The following is a 19542-nucleotide window of genomic DNA, read 5'->3' as shown; positions in this document are numbered from 1 at the left end:
GCCTTTCGCCCGACGCGGCCTGTGTGCCGGGCGGCTCCCCTCAGAGCGCTCCTGCGCCGCTTCAGAGCGCGCCGCGCGGACTCACCGGAGCGCTTCGTGCGATTCACCGGAGCGTCCCGCGCGGCCCCCGAGTTGCAACCCCATTGACGCACACAAGGTGAGGAGATTCCGCTTTATGACGACGCCGCTGCTTGGCCAGATGATGGACGTGCCGCTCACCGTGTCCTCGTTGCTCGCGCATGCCGCGCGGCATTTCGGCGACACCGAGATCGTGTCGCGGCGCATCGAAGGCGACGTGCATCGCTACACTTACCGCGACTGCGAAAAGCGCGCGAAGCAATTGGCGCAGGCGCTGATCGCGCTCGGCGTCGAACCGGGCGAGCGGGTGGCCACGCTTGCCTGGAATGGCTACCGGCATCTGGAAGCCTATTACGGCACGGCCGGCTTCGGCGCGGTGTGTCACACGATCAATCCACGGCTCTTCCCCGACCAGATCGCCTACATCGTCAATCACGCCGACGACGCTTACGTGCTGTTCGACACCACCTTCGCGCCACTCGTCGACGTACTCGCACCGCAGTGTCCGAAGGTGCGCGGCTGGATCGCTTTGGCTGACGAGGATCATCTGCCGAAGATGCAAACGCCGGTGCTCAGCTACGAAACCCTGGTCACCGCGCAGGATGGCCATTACGAATGGCCGCCGCTCGACGAGCGTCAGGCGTCTTACCTTTGCTATACATCCGGCACCACCGGCAATCCGAAGGGCGCGCTGTATTCGCATCGCTCGACCGTGCTGCATGCGTTCGGTGCATCGCTGCCGGATGCGATGAGCCTGTCCGCACGCGACTCCGTGCTGCCGGTCGTGCCGATGTTCCATGTGAATGCATGGGGCATTCCGCATGCCGCGCCGCTGACCGGCGCAAAGTTGGTGTTTCCCGGCAAGGATCTCGACGGCAAATCGCTGTATGAGTTGATGGAGCGCGAACGCGTGACCTATTCGGCCGGCGTGCCGACCGTGTGGCTCGGCTTGCTCAACTACGTGCGCGAGGCCGGCGTACGGTTTTCATCGCTGAATCGCACGGTGATCGGCGGTTCGGCCTGTCCGCCGGCGATGCTGCGCACCTTCGAGGACGACTACGGCGTGCAGGTGATCCATGCGTGGGGCATGACCGAAATGTCGCCGCTCGGCACCTTGTCGAAACTGACGTGGGAACAGAGCCAGCGCCCGCTGGAAGCGCAGCGCAAATTGCTCGAAAAGCAGGGCCACGCGATTTACGGCGTCGATATGAAAATCGTCGGCGAAGACGGGCGCGATCTGCCGTGGGACGGCGTTGCGTTCGGCGATCTGCACGTGCGCGGGCCGTGGGTGATCGACCGGTATTTCCGCAAGGACGACTCGCCGCTGGTGGACGGCTGGTTCCCGACCGGCGACGTCGCCACCATCGACCGCGACAGCTTCCTGCACATCACGGACCGCTCGAAAGACGTCATCAAGTCGGGCGGCGAGTGGATCAGCTCGATCGATATCGAGAACGTCGCCATAGCGCATCCGGCCGTGGCGGAGGCCGCGTGCATCGCCTGTGCGCATCCGAAATGGACCGAGCGGCCGCTGCTGGTGATCGTCAAGCGGGCGGGGTTCGACGTGACGCGCGAAGAATTGCTCGCCTTCTACGACGGCAAGGTCGCCAAATGGTGGATTCCCGACGACGTGGCCTTCGTCGACGAACTGCCGCACACGGCCACCGGCAAGCTGCAGAAACTCAAGCTGCGCGACACCTTCCGCGATCACATCCTGCCGTCGGTGCTCGAGGACCAGAAGGACTGCGCCCTTACCCCGCTTGCCAGGGGAAACCCCGTCTAACGATAAATTGAACGAGCGTGCTTTTTTGTGTATTCTGCCTGCTGACCCCGGGAAAGTCGGACACTAAGTCAGACAATGAGTCGGACAATGAGCCGACTCGATAACCCGGACGGGCGGCGCGTCATGCGCCGCCTCATCGCATGGAGGCAGGCAGATGGCAGTGGACTACACAACCCATGACGGCGTGGCCGTCATCACGCTGAACAATCCCCCCGTAAACGGCCTCGGCCTTTCGACGCGAGCCGGTATCGTCGAAGGGATCGAGCGCGCGCAGAACGATCCGGCCATCAAGGCGATCGTGCTGACGGGCGCGGGCAAAGCCTTTTCGGGCGGCGCCGACATCACCGAATTCAATACGCCCAAGGCGACCCAGGAGCCGACGCTCGCCACGGTCATCAAGACCGTGGAGGGCAGCGTCAAGCCGGTGATCGCGGCGATTCACAGCGTCGCCATGGGCGGCGGTCTGGAACTCGCGCTCGGCGCGCATTACCGGATCGCCGCACCCGGCGCGCAGATCGCGCTGCCGGAAGTGAAGCTCGGCATTCTGCCGGGCGCGGGCGGCACGCAGCGTCTGCCGCGCGCCATCGGCCTCGAAGCCGCGCTCAACATGATCGTCTCCGGTGCGCCGGTGATGTCGGAGAAGCTGGCCGACTCCGGCCTGTTCGACGAAGTCGTGGAAGGCGATCTGGCCGAAGCGGCGCTCGCGTTTGCCCGCAAGGTCGGCGCGAAAGCAGGCCCGCATCCGAAAGTGCGCGACCGCAAGATCGAGCATCCGAATGCTGCCGGCTTCATCCAGTTCGCGCGCAATAGCGTTGCGGGGGTTGCGAAGAATTTCCCGGCGCCGCAGAAATGCATCGACGCCGTGGAAGCGGGCGTGCAGAACGGTTTCGACAAGGGCCTCGCGTTCGAACGCGAATGCTTCATCGCGCTCGTGCAGACGCCGGAAAGCCACGCGCTGCGTCATGCGTTCTTCGGTGAACGTGCGGCGAGCAAGATTCCCGATGTGCCTTCCGATACGCCAGTGCGCGAGATCAGGCAGGTCGCCGTGATCGGCGCCGGCACGATGGGCGGCGGCATCGCGATGAACTTCATCAACGCGGGCATTCCGGTCACGCTGCTGGAAACCAGACAGGAAGCGCTCGATCGCGGCATCGCGACGATCCGCAAGAACTACGAAGCCACCGTCAAGAAGGGCAAGCTCAAGCCCGAAGCGCTCGAACAGCGCATGGCCTTGATCACGCCAACGCTTTCCTACGACGACCTGAAAAATGCCGACATGATCGTTGAGGCCGTGTTCGAAGAACTCGGCGTGAAAGAACAGGTGTTCAAGCGTCTGGATGAAGTGGCGAAACCCGGCGCAATCCTCGCCTCGAACACCTCGACTTTGAACGTCGACAAGATTGCCGCCTTCACGAAGCGTCCGCAGGACGTGGTCGGCATGCACTTCTTCAGCCCGGCCAATGTGATGAAGCTGCTCGAAGTCGTGCGCGGCAAGGAGACCGCGAAGGACGTGCTCGCCACCGTCATGAAGCTCGCCAAGAAGATCAGGAAAACGGCGGTGGTGTCGGGTGTATGCGACGGCTTCATCGGCAACCGGATGATCGAGCAATACATCCGTCAGGCGCTTTTCATGCTCGAAGAAGGCGCGCTGCCCGCCCAGGTGGATAAGGCCATCGAAAAGTTCGGCTTCGCGATGGGCCCGTTCCGCATGAGCGATCTGGCCGGCAACGATATCGGCTGGGCGATCCGCAAGCGCCGCTATCAGGAACATCCCGACATGCACTACTCGAAGATCGCTGACCGTCTGTGCGAGACGGGTCGCTTCGGGCAGAAAACCGGCGGCGGCTGGTACGACTACAAGGCGGGCGACCGCACCGCGCATCCGTCGAAAGTGGTCGACGACATGATCAGCGCGTTCTCGAAGGAAACCAACGCCGAGCGTCGCAAGATCAGCGACGAGGAAATCGTGGAACGCCTCGTGTTCGCGCTGGTGAACGAGGGCGCGAAGATTCTCGAAGAGGGCATCGCGTCGAAGGCATCGGACATCGACATGGTTTATCTGAGCGGCTACGGCTTCCCGCTCTATCGCGGCGGCCCGATGCTGTACGCGGATACGGTCGGCCTCTACAACGTCGAGCGCGCGATTCGCCGCTATGCGTCGCGCCCGAACGGCGACGCGTGGCAGTTGGCGCCGCGTATCGCGGAGCTTGCCGCGAAGGGCCGTGGGTTTGGCGGCTGAAGGGTTGAACGGCCGCTTGAGTGAATGACTGAGGTGGTGCGGCGAGGCCTTGCGCCGGCGCATCACCGTCAACATCTGGAAGTACCAACCGACTTGTTTGGGACCCGAGTAAGCGCTAAAGCGCTAACTCGGGTCGACAGTTTTACATGGGACCAGAGTAAGTGCTAAAGCACTAACTCTGGTCGACAGTTTTACTTGGGACCCGAGTAAGCGCTAAAGCGCTAACTCGGGTCGACAGTTTTACTTGGGACCCGAGTAAGCGCTAAAGCGCTAACTCGGGTCGACAGTTTTACATGGGACCAGAGTAAGCGCTAAAGCGCTAACTCGGGTCGACAGTTTTACTTGGGACCCGAGTAAGCGCTAAAGCGCTAACTCGGGTCGACACAGGAGACATGCATGACTGACGCCGTAATCGTATCGACCGCCCGTACGGGTCTCGCCAAATCATGGCGCGGCGGTTTCAACATGACGCACGGCGCGACGCTTGGCGGCCATGTGACCCAAGCCGCTGTGGAGCGCGCGAAGCTGGACCCGGCTCGTATCGAAGACGTGATCATGGGCTGCGCGAATCCGGAAGGCGCAACGGGCGCGAACATCGCACGCCAGATCGCGCTGCGCGCCGGTTTGCCGGTCAGCGTGCCGGGCATGACGGTCAACCGTTTCTGCTCGTCCGGTTTGCAGACGATCGCGCTGGCGGCACAACGTGTGATCGCCGGTGAAGGCGACGTGTTCGTCGCGGGCGGCGTGGAATCGATCTCGTGCGTGCAGAACGAGATGAACCGCCACATGGTGGCCGAAGGCTGGCTGAGCAAGAACAAGCCGGAAATCTACTGGTCGATGCTGCAGACCGCCGAGAACGTCGCGAAGCGCTACTCGATCTCGAAGGAACGCCAGGACGAATACGGCGTGCGCTCGCAACAGCGCGCCGCGGCCGCGCTCGAAGCCGGCAGGTTCAAGGATGAGATCGTGCCGTTGACGGTGCTCGCCGGTGTCGCCGACAAAGCGACCGGCCGCCTCTACACGAAGGAAGTAACAGTCAGCGCCGACGAAGGCATCCGCGCCGACACGACGCTCGAAGGCGTGTCGAAGATTCGTACCGCGATGCCGGGTGGCGTGATCACCGCAGGCAACGCGAGTCAGTTTTCGGATGGCGCGTCAGCGTGCGTCGTGATGAATGCGAAGGTCGCTGAGCACGAGGGTCTGCAGCCGCTCGGCATTTTCCGTGGCTTTGCGGTTGCCGGTTGCGAGCCGGATGAGATGGGCATCGGTCCGGTGTTCGCCGTGCCGAAGCTGCTCAAGCAAGCAGGCCTGAAGGTCGAAGACATCGACCTGTGGGAGTTGAACGAGGCCTTCGCAGTACAGGTGCTGTATTGCGCCGACAAGCTCGGCATTCCGCACGACCGGCTGAACGTGAACGGCGGCGCGATTGCGGTGGGCCATCCGTATGGCGTGTCGGGCGCGCGTTTGACAGGACATGCGCTGATCGAAGGCAAGCGGCGCGGCGCGAAGCTGGTCGTCGTGACGATGTGTATTGGCGGCGGCCAAGGTGCGGCGGGCTTGTTCGAAGTGGTTTGATGCGTGACCCAAGCCAGGTCAAGCCAGGCTCGGCGTGACGTGCCGACGTGTCACGGGGGGGGCAGGGCGGAAGTTGCGGTTCGATGGCGATTGCGTTGAATCCGCGACGTCCGCTTTTGGGCGCATCCGGCCTTGTCCGATCGTCCAACGCGCGCGGCCCTCGCGCATGCGGGAACGCCTTAGCGGTTATCATTTCCTGCTGCGCGCGTGCGCCGTTGAACGCACGTCCGGGCAGCTCCAAGCCTGAGGATTGTCGCGCGAGGCGTGAATGCAGCGAAATGCTGCTAACCACGCCGAAAGGCAACGAAACGCAGCGAGCGCGAAGTCCCAGCCCTACGAATTGAATCGAACAAGGTGATCCCGTGATCCGTCATATTGTGATGTGGAAGCTCAAAGAAACCGCCGAAGGCGCAACCCGCGCTGAGAACGTCCTGAAGCTGAAGGAAAAGCTCGAAGGCTGCCGCGACATTGTCCCCGGCATCCTGAAGCTCGAAGTCGGCATCGCGGCGCCGGGCCTCGAATCGACCTACGACGTTGTGCTGGTTTCGGACTTCACCGACAAAGCCGCGCTCGACGCCTACCAGGTCCATCCGACGCACGAAGCGCTGAAGGGCTTTGTCGGCGCGGTGCGCGAATCGCGCGAATGTGTCGATTACGAAATCTGAACGCGGCAATGACCGATTCGCCCTCATCCAAGGCAAGCAACGCGTCGTTGCCCGAGAGTCCGTTCGTCGACAGGCTCGGCGCGCAGTTGGTGTCGGCGGCCGACGGCGTCAGCGAAGTCGTGCTGCCGCTGCAGCCGGATCACATGAACACGTGGGACGTTGCGCACGGCGGTGTGACCATGACGCTCGCCGACGTCGCGCTCGCGATGGCCGCGCGCAGTCTCGCGGGCGACGGCGTCGGCGTGGTCACCGTCGAGATGAAAGTCAACTTCATGCAGCCTGGCCGCGGCGAGTTGCGCGCGATCGGCCGCGTGCTGCACCGTTCTACCACCATGGCCTATTGCGAAGGCGAGATCCGCGACAGCGAAGGCCACTTCGTCGCCAAGGCGCTCGGCACCTTCAAATACATGCGGCGCCTCGCCGTGGGCCGCGACGTGACGCAACAGCGTCTACGCACCGACCCTTCGGCAAAACCCGGTCCAAGCGACGGCTGATCACCGGAGGGCGAGGTGCGCGCGTTGAGAGCCGCGTGCGCCGTGTCCTCCTTTTGCAGACGCCGCTCGAATTATTCACCGATCACATCGGTAACCCATGGAGACGATCGTCATGCCCCAGATCAACCGTCAACTCGTGCTGGCTTCGCGTCCGCAAGGCGCGGTTACGCCCGATAACTTCAAGCTCGTCGAAACGCCGCTCGCACCGCTTGCCGATGGTGAATTCCGCGTGCGCAATCACTTTCTGTCGCTCGATCCGTATATGCGCGGCCGAATGAACGACAGCAAGTCGTACGCGGCGCCGCAGCCGCTGAACGAAGTCATGATCGGCGGCACGGTGGGCGAAGTGGTGGAGTCGAAGAATCCGAAGTTCGCGGTCGGCGATAAGGTCGTCGCGATGTTCGGCTGGCAGGAGTACGGCACCTCGAACGGCGCGGGCGTGCAGAAGGTCGACGACACGCAGGTGCCGTTGCCGGCCTATCTCGGCCCGGTGGGTATGCCGGGCGTCACGGGCTGGTATGGCCTGAACAAGATCATTGCGCCGAAAGCGGGCGAGACGGTGGTGGTCAGCGCGGCGAGCGGCGCGGTGGGCAGCGTGGTCGGTCAACTGGCGAAGCTCGCCGGCGCGCGCGCGGTCGGCATCGCGGGTGGCGCGGACAAGTGCCGCTATGTGGTCGAGACGCTCGGCTTCGACGCCTGCGTCGACTACAAGGCCGGCAATCTGTATCAGGATCTCAAAGCCGTGACGCCGGATGGTGTCGATGGTTACTTCGAGAATGTCGGCGGCGAAGTGCTCGACGTGACGCTGGCGCGTATGAACGCGTTCGGGCGGATTGCGCTGTGCGGCTTTATCGCCGGCTACGACGGCCAGCCGCTGCCGCTCAAGCATCCGTCGCTGATGCTTACGCAGCGGCTGCTCGTGCAAGGTTTCATTGTCAGCGAGCACATGGAGGTGTGGCCCGAAGCGCTCAAGCAACTCGGCACGCTGGTCGCGCAGAAGAAGCTGCAATACCGCGAGACCATCGCGCAAGGGCTCGATGCGGCGCCTGAGGCGTTCATCGGTCTCCTCAAAGGCAAGAACTTCGGCAAACAGCTCGTCAAGCTGATCTGATCGCGGCAGCCCGAAGCAGCGCGAGCAACCAACCCAGGAGACAGACGATGTTCGAATTCGAAGGCAAGGTGGCGGTGATCACCGGTGCGGCAAGCGGCTTCGGCCGCGCGTTCGCGGAGAAGGGCGCGTCGCTCGGCATGAAGCTCGTGCTGGCCGATGTGAATCCCCACGCGCTTGCGCAAACCGTCGACGCCTTGCGCGCCGGCGGCGTCGAGGCGATCGGCGTACCGACCGATGTGTCCGACGCTACCCAGGTCGAAGCGCTCGCGCAAGCAGCGCTCGACGCCTTCGGTAAAGTCCATCTGCTCTTCAACAATGCGGGCGTGGGCTCGGGCGGCTTCCTCTGGGAAAGCTCGGCAAACGACTGGGCGTGGGTGTTCAACGTCAACGTGATGGGCGTCGCGCACGGCGTGCGCGCCTTCACGCCGATCATGCTGCGGCAGAACGAGCCCGCGCATATCGTCAACACGGCGTCGGTGGCGGGCTTGCTGTCGCCGCCCGCGATGGGTATTTATAACGCTTCGAAGCACGCTGTCGTGTCGCTGACGGAGACGCTCTATCACGACCTGCAACTGGCACAGGCGGCCAAGCCGGACCAGACGGCGGGCGGCGAGGTCGGCTGCTCGCTGTTGTGCCCCGCCTTCGTGCCGACCGGCATCGCGGATGCGGAACGCGCGCGGCCCGCTGAACTGCGCAACGATAGCGGGCCGACCCGCTCGCAGATCGCTGCGGGCAAGCAACTGCAACGCGCGGTGCAGTCGGGCAAACTGAGTGCCACCGACGTCGCCGAGATCACGTTCGAAGCGATTGCCGCGCGGCGTTTCTACATCGTCACGCATCCCGGCATCATGGCGACCGTGAAGCTGCGTCACGAGGATATCGAGCACTTGCGTAATCCGACCGATCCGATGTCGCTGAAACCCGAAGTGAAGAACGCGAGCTAGGCACTGACGGCATCATCTTTTCTACTCACTCATGTTCGACACTCAAACGCCACTCGACGCCCCATGCCGCTGAATCCGAAGATCGAGCAGGTGCTCGACATGATCGCGCGCGCGAAGCGCCCGCAGCTTCACGAGTCGACCCCGCAACAGGCGCGCGCATCGTACGAAAAAAGCGCACCGATTCTGGAGATCGCAAGTGCGCCGATGTTCGTGGTGGAAGACCTCCACGTGCCGACACGCGACGGCGCGACGATTCGCGCGCGTCTTTATCAGCCTGTCGAGCCGAGTTGGGCCGAGCCGGCGCCGGCGCTGGTGTATTACCACGGTGGCGGCTTCACGGTAGGCAGCGTCGATACGCACGATGCGCTGTGCCGGATGTTCGCGCGCGATGGCCGCTGCTCGGTGCTGTCGGTCGATTACCGGCTCGCGCCTGAGTACAAATTTCCCACCGCCGTCGACGACGCGTTCGATGCATTGACCTGGCTGCACGCGCACGCCGCGGAATACGGTGTGGATGCCGAGCGGCTGGCGGTCGGCGGCGATAGCGCGGGCGGCACGCTGGCAACGGTCTGCGCAGTGCTGGCACGCGACGCGGGCATCAAGCTCGCGCTGCAATTGCTGATCTATCCCGGCGCTACCGGCTATCAGCAAACCGATTCGCACTCTAGGCTCGCCAACGGTTTCCTGCTGTCGGGCGACACGATCCAATGGTTCTTCGAGCAATACGTGCGCGATAAGAACGACCGCGACGACTGGCGTTTCGCACCGCTCGACGGCAAGCGCGGCGCGCCGGCTTTCAGCGGCCTCGCGCCCGGATGGATCGCGACCGCCGAATACGATCCTTTAAGCGATGAGGGCGACGCGTATGCGGAGAAACTGCGTGCGGCGGGCAACGAGGTCACGCTGAAACGCTACCCAGGCATGATTCACGAGTTCTTCAAGATGGGCGGCTTCGTGCCCGATGTAGCCGAGGCGCATGCGGATGCCGCCGCGGCATTGCGCGCGGCGTTCGGGGTCGAGTAACGCGCCCGTCAGGCGATCTCGCGTTCGACATTGAAGGCGAAGCTGCGCTCGAAGTCGCCCGGCCGCACGATCCGGTGCGAGCCATTGTCGTCGCTGCGTTCGGCGATGGCCACGCTGACCACTTCGCCATGCGCGACCACGCGCAACGCCGTGGTGCCGCGCGTGCCGTACTCGGGCGTTTCGATGAACGCTGCCGACAGCGCCCGTTCGCGTTCGAGCGGAATGCCGGTGGACGGCAATTCGTCGTCGCGCGCGAGCCGCGGATCGCGCATCAGATCGATCAGCCGTTCGAGCGGCGGCATTGCATCACGCGTGAGCATGACGCCCAGTTCCGCGCGTTTTTTGATCAGCTTCGGCCACGCGGTATCGAGCACCGCGTTCGAGATGCCGTGCGTGCCGGGTGCGAGCAGGGCGGGCGCGGCGTTCGATCGGTTGCAATACCAGCCGAGCTCGCGGCGCGTCCAGTCGCCGATCAGCAGATTGAAACCGTTGTAGATATCGCCGGTTTGCGCGACGTGTTGGAGATAGTCGAGCGGGGTGTCGTGCGCCCCGTTTCCGTTGGACGATCCGCTGAGCCAGTCGCTCACGAGCGTGCCCCGAGTCGGCGCATCGGCGCGCATTTCATGGGGCGCGCGGTAATTGGTCAGCGCGGCGAAACGGCCGTCGCGCGACATGCCGAGCCATGTGCCGCCGCCTTGCAGATCGCGGCCGGCCAGCACGGTCGGCGCGTCATGCCACCAACCGATCGGCTCGGCGGTGCGGCGAAAGAATTCGTCGCGATTCGCGGCGAGCGTGAAGAGCGGGCCGTCGACCGCATCGGGTCGCCAGTCAAAAACGATCAGACACATCGGGTGGAGTCTCCCGGTGGGGGCAATGGCGTGGCAGAGACCAGGAAAAGCAGCGCCTGATTGATTGCGCCGCTCCAGTTCAAGCGTTCAAACTTCAGTCGGCAACCCATACGGCAACGCCAGAAACTTCAGCGCCGGGCCATCAGCCGCACCCAGATGTACGGTGCCGCCTTCCAGGGCCGCCAGCTTGATTTCCACCAGCAGATCCACGCCGCCGGCCGCGGCCGACGCCGCATTCACCACCATCCCGCACGGCTGGCCCGGATCGGCCGCGTGAAACAGTTCGGCGCCGGCCTTGACCGTCTCCAGTTCGCCCGCCACGTTCGCGAGCGAGGTGCGCCGCTTGATCGTGCCGCGATACTGGCTGCGCGCCACCACTTCCTGACCCGGATAGCAGCCCTTGCGGAAATTCACCGCGCCGAGCACGTCGAAATTGACCATTTGCGGCACGAACTGCTCGACCACCGGCTGCGTGATGCGCGGCTCGCCCGCGCGAATATCGAGCCAATCCCACACCGCCGGCGACACGCGCTTGAGCTTTTCGTCGAGCAGGGGCAGGCGCGCCGCGATCTCCGCTTTCGGGCCGACCCACAGGTAACGCAGCCGGTCGAGCGCGTCCGGCACGCGAATCAGCGAACCCGCCGCGCCGTCAACCTGCACATGCACGCCGTCGGGCAGCGCATCGAACACGCCGGAAAGCGCGTGGCGCACGTCGCCCGCGAGGCCGACCACCGCCAGCTCGCCGCTTGCGTCCACGAGTTTGGCCTTGGCGCGCAGGACGAACATCGACAGCCGCTTCTGCACGGCGGCCTGCACGTCTTTCGACACCAGCAGGCGGATCGTCTCGCCCGTACGCCACGTCAGGAACGACGCCAGCAGACGGCCCTTGGCCGAGCAGTAGCCTGCCAGACGAGCATTGGCGGCGTCGAGATGCTGGGTGTCATTGGTCAACTGGCCGTGCAGAAAGCTCGCCGCTTCATCTCCGGTCGCGTCGATTACGCCGAACTGCGTCAGCGGCATGTAGGCGCCTTGTCGGACTACGGCCTCGAATTCATCGGCCGCCGGGCGCGGTAGCGTAGGAAGTCCGGCAGGTGCGCAGACCGTTGCCGGGGCAGCAGTGCCTGCCGGAGAAAGAGAAGCGCTGCCAGAAGCGGTAGTGAGTGGTGTGTTCATGGATTCCGAGAACAGTCAATTCTGACTTTAGCTAAGGCAAACAAGTATTATATGCAGTCCAACCCAGCCACGTTTCGCATGTCCCTTCTGAAGAAATGTTTCATTGCCGGCTCAATCGTCGTCGTGCTGGCCGCCGCCGCCGTTGCCGGCGGATATCACTGGGCTAACAGCCCGCTCGATTTGGCCTCTGCTCAACTCGATGTCACGGTCAAACCGCACAGCAGCCTGCGCAGCGTGACGCTGCAACTGAACCGCGGTGGCGTGCCGGTCGAGCCGGAATTGTTTGTCATCATGACGCGGCTGCTCGGGCTGCAAAGCGAACTGAAATCCGGCAACTACGCGTTCAAGACGGGCATCACGCCGTACGAAGTGTTGCAAAAAATCGCGCGCGGCGACGTCAACGAATACGTGGCGACCATCATCGAAGGCTGGACTTTCAAACGCATGCGCGCCGAGCTGGACGCCAATCCGGCGCTCAAGCACGACACGGCGGGCATGAGCGACACCGACCTGATGAACGCGATCGGTGCGCCGGAAGCGTCGATCGGCAACGGCGAAGGGCTGTTTTTTCCGGACACCTATCTGTTCGACAAGAACACCAGCGATCTGGACGTCTACCGTCGCGCGTACCGGCTGATGCGGGTGCGGCTGGACGAGGCGTGGGCCGCCCGTGCGCCCAATCTGCCGTACAAGACCCCATACGACGCGTTGACGATGGCGTCGATCATCGAAAAGGAAACCGGCAGGAAATCGGACCGGCCGATGGTCGCGGCCGTGTTCGCGAACCGTCTGCGCGTGGGCATGCCGCTGCAAACCGACCCGACCGTGATCTATGGCATGGGCGACAGCTATACCGGCCACATCAGGAAGAAAGACCTGCAAACTGACACTCCCTACAATACCTACACCCGGATGGGGCTTCCGCCCACACCCATCTCGCTGCCCGGTGTCGCATCGCTGCAAGCGGCGATGAACCCGGCGCAAACCACCGCGCTGTACTTCGTGTCGCGCGGCGACGGCAGCAGTATCTTTTCTGACACCCTCGGCGATCACAACAAGGCCGTGGACAAATACATTCGAGGGCAATGATGGCGCGGGGCAAATTCATTACGTTTGAGGGCATCGACGGTGCCGGCAAGACCACCCATCTAGGGTGGTTTCGCGCACGCCTCGAAGAAAAAGTGGCGAGCACCGGCCGCTCGGTCGTCATGACGCGCGAGCCGGGCGGCACGCCGCTCGGCGAGCAGATCCGCGAGATCGTGCTGCATCAGAAGATGGACCTCGAAACCGAGGCCTTGCTGATGTTCGCGCTGCGCCGCCAGCATCTGGCCGAAGTGATCGAGCCGGCGCTCGCGCGCGGCGACTGGGTGCTGTCCGACCGTTTCACCGACGCGACCTTCGCCTATCAGGGCGGCGGCCGCGGCCTGCCGCGCGACAAGCTCGAAACACTGGAGCGCTGGGTCCAAGGCGGTTTTCAGCCGGACCTGACGGTGCTGTTCGACCTCGCGCCCGAGATCGCCAACGAGCGACGTAGCGCGGCGCGCGATCCGGATCGTTTCGAGAGCGAATCGGAAGCGTTTTTCAACCGCACCCGCACCGAATATCTGCGCCGCGCGGAAGAAGCGCCGTACCGGTTCGCTATCATTGACTCGTCGCAGAGCATCACGCGCATTCAGAAACAACTTGAAGAATTGATCACAATTCTTTGATTTTAAAAGAATATGCTCCTGAACGTAAAGCGCTTAGCGAAGTTCGCTCGATGTCTCATCAAGCAACGTCAATTGATTGATCTAAAAGAGAAATGATGATTTATCCCTGGCAAGCCGATGACTGGAATCGCCTGCAACAGCTGCGTGGGCACTGGCCGCACGCCTTGCTGCTGCTGGGGCAAGCGGGTATCGGCAAGCTGCGCTTCGCGCAGCACCTGGCACAGGGGCTTTTATGCGAGGCCCAGCAGGTCAACGGCGAGCCGTGCGGCGCGTGCGTGGCATGCAACTGGTTCGCCCAGGGCAATCATCCTGACTATCGGATCGTCGTGCCTGAGGCGCTGGCTGCCGAAGCCGGCCTCGCCAACGGCGCGGACGAAAAAGCCGAGAAGGCGGAGAAGGCCGACGCCGACGAAGGCAAAAAGACCCGCGCGCCCAGCAAGGAGATCAAGATCGAGCAGATTCGCGGCTTGCTCGATTTCGTCGGCGTCGGTTCGCACCGTGGCGGCGCGCGCGTGGTCGTGCTGTGTCCGGCAGAAGGGCTAAACATCGCCGCGGCCAACGCGCTCCTGAAAACGCTCGAAGAGCCGCCGGCAGGCGTCGTGTTTCTGATGGTGTCGGCGCGCATCGACCGTTTGCTGCCCACCATCATCAGCCGCTGCCGCCAATGGCCGATGACAATGCCCGCGCCGGACGTGGCGACGAAGTGGCTCGCCGCGCAAGGTGTCGCCGAAGCGTCCGCGTTGCTCGCTGAAGCCGGCGGCGCGCCGCTCACGGCACTCGCCCTCGCGAGCGACGAGAACCGCACGCTGCGCGACTGGACCCTCAAGCAACTGGCCGCCGGTGCCGAGTGCGACGCCTTCGCCTGCGGCGAGGCGCTGCAGAAGCTGCCGGTGCCGCTCGTGCTCGGCTGGCTGCAACGCTGGATGTACGATTTGCTGGCGCAGCGCACGGCCGGCGCGCCGCGTTATTTCCCGCAAGCGTCGTCCGCGTTGACGCGCTGCGCATCGCAAGCCGACGCCAGCGCGTTCGCGCGCTTCATGCGCACCGTGACGCGCCAGCGCGCGGTCGAGAATCATCCGCTGAATGCGCGGCTGGTGTTCGAAGAACTGTTTATCGGCTATCGCGAGTTGTTCGCGTAAGCCCGTTGATGCCGGACGGTTCGCTCGGGGCAGGCGTCGCTCATCACGCCACTGCCGCCCGTGGGTCCGTCCTCGCTGATTCGCTGATTCACCTTCCATCTCACGTCCAAAGCACCATGAGCCTTTCCTACCGCGATGCCACGCTCGACGATCTCCCCGCGATCGTCGCCATTTACAACTCGACCGTGCCGTCGCGGCAAGTCACCGCCGATCTCGAGCCGGTGAGCGTCGAAAGCCGTCTGGCGTGGTTTCGTGCGCACGGCCCGCACAAGCGCCCGCTGTGGGTGGTGGAGGATGCGCAGCCGCCCGGCCGGGTGATTGCATGGCTGAGTTTCTCGGACTTCTATGGCCGCCCGGCCTATCTGCGTACCGCCGAAGTCAGCATCTATCTGGACGAGAGCGCACGGGGCCAGGGTCTCGGCAAGCAACTGCTGGCGGCCTCGCTCGCGGCGGCGCCCGCGCTTGGCATCGATACGGTGCTGGGTTTTATCTTCGGCCACAATGACGCGAGCCTGCGTCTGTTCCGCGGCTTCGGTTTCGATACCTGGGGCTCGCTGCCGCGCGTCGCCGTGCTCGACGGCGTGGAGCGCGATCTGGTGATCCTCGGCAAACGGCTTGATCCGGCCGCGGCCTGATTCACCCCAAGCTCGCGTTCAAGCTACCTATTCAGCAGGACTTCATCATGTTTGTCGATTCGCACTGCCATATCAACTTCGAAGGACTCGCCGACCGCCTGCCGCAGGTGCTCGAGAACATGCGCAGCCATTCCGTCACGCACGCGCTGTGCGTGTCGGTCGATCTGGAGACGCTGCCGTCCGTGCTGGAGATCGCCAGCCGGCACGAGAACGTCTACGCGTCAGTCGGCGTGCATCCGGATCATGAGGACATGCGCGAGCCGAGCGTCGCTGAACTGATCGAACTGGCCGAGCATCCGAAGGTGGTCGCGATCGGCGAAACCGGGCTCGATTACTACCGGCTGGAAGGCCGCACGATCGCCGATATGGAATGGCAGCGCGAGCGCTTTCGTACCCATATCCGCGCGGCGCACGCCACAAAGAAACCGCTGATCATCCACACGCGTTCGTCGGCGGAAGACACGCTGCGCATCATGGCCGAGGAACGCGCGAGCGAGCCCGGCGGCGTGATGCATTGCTTCACCGAGCCGTGGGCGGTCGCCGAACAGGCGCTGGCGCAGAATTTTTACATTTCGCTGTCAGGCATCGTCACGTTCAAGAGCGCGACCGACGTGCAGGACGTCGCGCGCCGCGTGCCGCTCGATCGTTTGCTGATCGAAACCGATTCGCCGTACCTCGCGCCCGTGCCGTATCGCGGCAAGCCTAATGAACCTGCGTACGTAAGTTATGTCGGACGCTTCATCGCGCAACAGCGCGAGATGCCGGATACGGCGCTGGCCGCCGCGACTACGCAAAACTTCTTCCGGCTCTTCAAGATTCCCGCGCCAGCTGGCGTGTGACGGATAAAGCCGATAAATATCAAAAGGATAGGATAGTTTTCTAATGCGAAATATGAGAAATGATCTGATGTCGACCGCCGCGTTTCAAGGGACTTCCGTTATGCAAACCGTCCTCGGTTCGGGACGCCGGGGCGCCTCCCGCCTCGCGCTGGCCGCCACGCTCGCCTGCGCGGCGCTGACTTCGCTGGTCGCCTCGCCGGTTCAGGCCGCGCCGATCGACTCGCTCATCAAGTCGGTCAAATTCGACGACGTCGACGGCGTCAACAAATTGCTCGCCAAGGGCATGGACCCGAATAGCGTCGACAACCAGGGCTTCCCGCTGCTGGTGATCGCGGCCCGCGAGAAGTCCGACAAGGTGGGCGCGGCACTGCTCGCCAATCCGAAGACCGACATCGAGATCCAGGACAAAGCCGGCGAGAACGCGATGATGATGGCTGCGTTGAACGGCGACCTCAACTTCGTCAACCTGCTGATCGCGAAGGACGCCGAAGTCAACAAGAAGGGCTGGGCGCCGCTGCACTACGCGGCCGCGAACGGCCATGACGACATCGTCAAGGTGCTGCTCGACCATTCGGCCTACATCGACGCCAGTTCGCCGAACGGCACCACCCCGCTGATGATGGCCGCGCGTGGTGGCCATGTGTCGACGGTGAAGCTCCTGCTCGACAACGGCGCGGACCTCACGGTGAAGAACCAGATCGGCCTGACCGCGCTTGATTTCGCCAAGACCTACAAGGAGCCCGACGTCGTCGAAGGGCTGACGGCGCGCCTGCAACAAATGCAACCGAAGTGAAGTGCGCGGCCGCCGGAGCGCCGGCCGCCGGAGCGCCGGTTGCCGGAACATCGGCCGCCGGAGCGCGCAAATTTGCCTGAAGATAGCGGCTGTTGGCCTGCTGCCGCTTGGCAAAACAGTGCAGAATGACGACTTTGGCGCGCCGCGTGGGCGCGCCGTCGGGATGCGGCGTAAGACCGCCTGATAAACCACCCTGGAAGGAACACCATGCTGCGGGCTTTGATTTTCGCCAGCGCGCTTGTCGCACCGCTATCGGCATTTGCGTTTACGGGAGGCGACCTCAACAAGCTGTGCACGAAGACCGACGTGGCATCGCGTAGTGCGTGCGCCGCGTATATCGAAGGCGCCGCCGACGGCATCTTCAACACGATCGACGCGATCGGCGGCACCACCGGGCCGCGCGTCGGCCAGTACTTTTGCCTGCCGGCAGACGCGCGCTCGGCGCAACTCACCGACGCGGTGCGCAAGTACATCGCGGACAATCCGATCGTCGCGGGCTATAACGCCAGCACGGCGATCTCGCTGGGACTCGGCAAGGCGTTTCCTTGCAAGAGCGGCAATTGATCTGAGGCGGAATAGAAGTCCTTCAGGGCCGCTTCGATTCTGCTTGAAACCCGCTTGAAACCGGCTTGAAACCGGCTTGAAACCCGCCTGAAACCGGGCCACCCGCTATCAGAAGCGGCCGGCTCGGGCACCTTTCCCCAGTCCGCGCGGACGAGCGCCTAAGGCTTGACGCCAACGCAGTGTTGCAGCGCGCGCGGCATCACAAGCGCCCGAAGCACAATCGACGTGCTGTGCGAACCAAGGAGGACAACCAACATGGGCCGACTGATCGTCGTGTCGAATCGTGTCGCAACGCCGACGGAAACCAGGGGATCGGCGGGCGGCCTTGCGGTCGGCGTGTTCGGCGCGCTGAAGGATGCGGGAGGCGTGTGGTTTGGCTGGAGCGGCGACGTGGTGAGCGAGACCGTCGCCAACGCCGGTCCGACGCTGGAGCAGGAGGGCGCGGTGACCTTCGCGACCGTCGGCCTCACTCGCAAGGATTACGACCAGTACTATCGCGGCTTTTCGAACGCAACGCTGTGGCCGGTGTTCCACTACCGCAACGATCTCGCGTGCTACGAGCGCGAAGAATATGCGGGCTACCGGCGCGTCAATGCATGGCTCGCGCGCAAGCTGATCAAGCTGCTGCAACCCGACGACGTGATCTGGATTCACGACTACCACCTGATCCCGTTCGCTGAAGCCTTGCGCGCCGAAGGCATCACGAATCGCATCGGCTTCTTCCTGCACATTCCGTTTCCGGCGCCGCAGATTCTGCTCAACATCCCGCCGCACGAAGAACTGGTCAAGTCGCTGTCGTGCTACGACCTGCTGGGCTTCCAGACCTCGACCGACGAACTTGCTTTCCACGACTACGTGACGCGCCATGCGCGCGGCAGCGTCAGCGAGGGCAATCACGTCGAAGCCTTCGGCCGCAAGCTGCGCACAGGCGTCTATCGGATCGGCGTGTTCCCGGATGAAATCGCCGAACAGGCCAAGCGCTACGAAAGCCGCCAGCACGTGCTCGATCTGAAGCAGAGTCTGGAAGGCCGCAAGCTGATCATGAGCGTCGACCGGCTCGATTATTCGAAGGGACTTGTCGAACGGTTCCGCGCCTTCGAGCAACTGCTGGAACGGTCGCCCGAATGGCGCGGCAATGTCACGCTGGTGCAGATCGCGCCGCCGACGCGGTCGGACGTCGCCACCTATCAGAAGATCCGCCAGGATCTGGAGTACGAAGCAGGGCGCATCAACGGCCGTTACTCGGGCCTCGACTACACGCCGATCCGCTATCTGAATCAGCAGTACGACCGCTGGAAGCTGATGTCGCTGTTTCGCGAGTCGCAGATCGGTTTTGTCACGCCCTTGCATGACGGCATGAACCTGGTCGCGAAAGAGTATGTCGCCGCGCAAAATCCCGACGATCCGGGCGTGCTGGTGTTGTCGATTTTTGCCGGCGCGGCGGCGGAGCTGAGCGGCGCGCTGCTGGTCAATCCGCACGATGCGATCGGCATGTGCGAAGCCTTGCAGCGTGCGCTGCAAATGCCGCTCGATGCGCGTCAGCGGCGTCATGAGATCAATATGGCGGCGCTGCGCAAGAACGATCTGGGCGTGTGGCGCGATACTTTTCTGGACGATTTGCGCAGCGTGCCGATGCAAAAACCAGCTAAGGGGGGCGGCCAGAAGTGATGGGGCGTTTGAACCGGGTTGCTACGTGGGTTGGGCGGTGGCAAGCGTTTGATCGACGGCGGGTCGCATGCTGACCACGTAGGCCATGCGGGATACCGGTCGTTGCGTGAGTTGATCCTGCCGCTCAGGAAGTTTGGCCGGTTGGCGCCACGCGCATTGCCGATGCGGACGATCGCGACTTGCCGGGCTGGAAGTGGCCGGCCAGGTAAACGCGGGTAAGCGGATAAAATGCGCGGCGCCGGATGTAAGCTGAATGTAACAG

The 19542-nt window shown here is 63.7% G+C and carries 18 protein-coding genes; 16 read left to right on the top strand and 2 right to left on the bottom strand.

All coding sequences use genetic code 11. The features are described 5' to 3' along the window. The first annotated feature begins 175 nt into the window (after window positions 1–175). The 8 genes from ACAX43_RS19850 to ACAX43_RS19815 all read left to right on the top strand — a co-directional run bounded on the left by ACAX43_RS19850 (window position 176) and on the right by ACAX43_RS19815 (window position 9912). Window positions 176–1861, top strand: a complete 1686-nt coding sequence (locus ACAX43_RS19850) for a 3-(methylthio)propionyl-CoA ligase (protein WP_370710127.1) — start codon at window positions 176–178, stop codon at window positions 1859–1861. Window positions 1862–2015: 154 nt separating this feature from the next. Beyond that, entirely contained in the window at window positions 2016–4100 is a 2085-nt protein-coding gene (locus ACAX43_RS19845; RefSeq protein WP_370710126.1) for a 3-hydroxyacyl-CoA dehydrogenase NAD-binding domain-containing protein, read from the top strand. A gap of 396 nt (window positions 4101–4496) precedes the next feature. Beyond that, window positions 4497–5675, top strand: a complete 1179-nt coding sequence (locus ACAX43_RS19840) for an acetyl-CoA C-acyltransferase (protein WP_370710125.1) — start codon at window positions 4497–4499, stop codon at window positions 5673–5675. A gap of 362 nt (window positions 5676–6037) precedes the next feature. Further along, complete coding sequence (locus ACAX43_RS19835; protein WP_370710124.1) at window positions 6038–6340, top strand: Dabb family protein; 303 nt, start codon at window positions 6038–6040, stop codon at window positions 6338–6340. 8 nt (window positions 6341–6348) lie between these two features. Beyond that, window positions 6349–6834 carry a PaaI family thioesterase gene (locus tag ACAX43_RS19830; RefSeq protein ID WP_370710123.1) on the top strand — a complete coding sequence of 162 codons (486 nt, stop codon included), beginning with the start codon at window positions 6349–6351 and terminating at the stop codon, window positions 6832–6834. Window positions 6835–6946: 112 nt separating this feature from the next. Continuing rightward, the gene (locus ACAX43_RS19825) at window positions 6947–7945 is read left to right on the top strand and encodes an NADP-dependent oxidoreductase (RefSeq protein WP_370710122.1); all 999 of its coding nucleotides are present in this window, start codon (window positions 6947–6949) and stop codon (window positions 7943–7945) included. Window positions 7946–7992: 47 nt separating this feature from the next. Then, window positions 7993–8889, top strand: a complete 897-nt coding sequence (locus tag ACAX43_RS19820; RefSeq protein WP_370710121.1) for an SDR family oxidoreductase — start codon at window positions 7993–7995, stop codon at window positions 8887–8889. 63 nt (window positions 8890–8952) lie between these two features. After that, a complete protein-coding gene (locus tag ACAX43_RS19815) occupies window positions 8953–9912 on the top strand; it encodes an alpha/beta hydrolase (RefSeq protein WP_370710120.1) in 960 nt (319 codons plus the stop codon). An 8-nt stretch (window positions 9913–9920) separates the two neighbouring features. Here ACAX43_RS19815 and ACAX43_RS19810 read toward each other — a convergent pair whose 3' ends face one another. Both ACAX43_RS19810 and ACAX43_RS19805 read right to left on the bottom strand, forming a co-directional pair. Continuing rightward, window positions 9921–10760: an NRDE family protein gene (locus tag ACAX43_RS19810; RefSeq protein WP_370710119.1), complete on the bottom strand. Its 840-nt coding sequence runs from the start codon at window positions 10758–10760 to the stop codon at window positions 9921–9923. An 87-nt stretch (window positions 10761–10847) separates the two neighbouring features. Then, a complete protein-coding gene (locus ACAX43_RS19805; protein WP_370710118.1) occupies window positions 10848–11933 on the bottom strand; it encodes a folate-binding protein YgfZ in 1086 nt (361 codons plus the stop codon). 78 nt (window positions 11934–12011) lie between these two features. Between ACAX43_RS19805 and mltG the strand changes: the two genes are divergently transcribed. The 8 genes from mltG (at window position 12012) to otsA (ending at window position 19280) form a co-directional block, all read left to right on the top strand. Further along, window positions 12012–13022 carry an endolytic transglycosylase MltG gene (mltG, locus tag ACAX43_RS19800; RefSeq protein ID WP_370710117.1) on the top strand — a complete coding sequence of 337 codons (1011 nt, stop codon included), beginning with the start codon at window positions 12012–12014 and terminating at the stop codon, window positions 13020–13022. Next, window positions 13022–13642 (top strand): dTMP kinase, encoded by a 621-nt coding sequence (gene tmk, locus ACAX43_RS19795; protein WP_370710336.1) that lies wholly within the window; start codon window positions 13022–13024, stop codon window positions 13640–13642. The genes mltG and tmk overlap by 1 nt, the downstream gene beginning before the upstream one ends. Window positions 13643–13737: 95 nt before the next feature. Next, window positions 13738–14781 carry a DNA polymerase III subunit delta' gene (locus ACAX43_RS19790; protein ID WP_370710335.1) on the top strand — a complete coding sequence of 348 codons (1044 nt, stop codon included), beginning with the start codon at window positions 13738–13740 and terminating at the stop codon, window positions 14779–14781. 116 nt (window positions 14782–14897) lie between these two features. Further along, window positions 14898–15416 carry an N-acetyltransferase family protein gene (locus tag ACAX43_RS19785; protein WP_370710116.1) on the top strand — a complete coding sequence of 173 codons (519 nt, stop codon included), beginning with the start codon at window positions 14898–14900 and terminating at the stop codon, window positions 15414–15416. Between the two features lie 47 nt (window positions 15417–15463). After that, the gene (locus ACAX43_RS19780; protein ID WP_370710115.1) at window positions 15464–16255 is read left to right on the top strand and encodes a TatD family hydrolase; all 792 of its coding nucleotides are present in this window, start codon (window positions 15464–15466) and stop codon (window positions 16253–16255) included. A gap of 52 nt (window positions 16256–16307) precedes the next feature. Continuing rightward, window positions 16308–17048 (top strand): ankyrin repeat domain-containing protein, encoded by a 741-nt coding sequence (locus ACAX43_RS19775; protein WP_370710114.1) that lies wholly within the window; start codon window positions 16308–16310, stop codon window positions 17046–17048. Between the two features lie 207 nt (window positions 17049–17255). Next, window positions 17256–17612: a Rap1a/Tai family immunity protein gene (locus tag ACAX43_RS19770; RefSeq protein WP_370710113.1), complete on the top strand. Its 357-nt coding sequence runs from the start codon at window positions 17256–17258 to the stop codon at window positions 17610–17612. Between the two features lie 255 nt (window positions 17613–17867). Beyond that, window positions 17868–19280 carry an alpha,alpha-trehalose-phosphate synthase (UDP-forming) gene (otsA, locus tag ACAX43_RS19765; protein ID WP_370710112.1) on the top strand — a complete coding sequence of 471 codons (1413 nt, stop codon included), beginning with the start codon at window positions 17868–17870 and terminating at the stop codon, window positions 19278–19280. Window positions 19281–19542 lie beyond the last annotated feature (262 nt).

The sequence above is a fragment of the Paraburkholderia sp. IW21 genome, assembly GCF_041321145.1.
Classification (GTDB): domain Bacteria; phylum Pseudomonadota; class Gammaproteobacteria; order Burkholderiales; family Burkholderiaceae; genus Paraburkholderia.
Note: the sequence above shows the minus strand (reverse complement) of the source record. Positions and strands in the feature narration are given on the sequence as shown.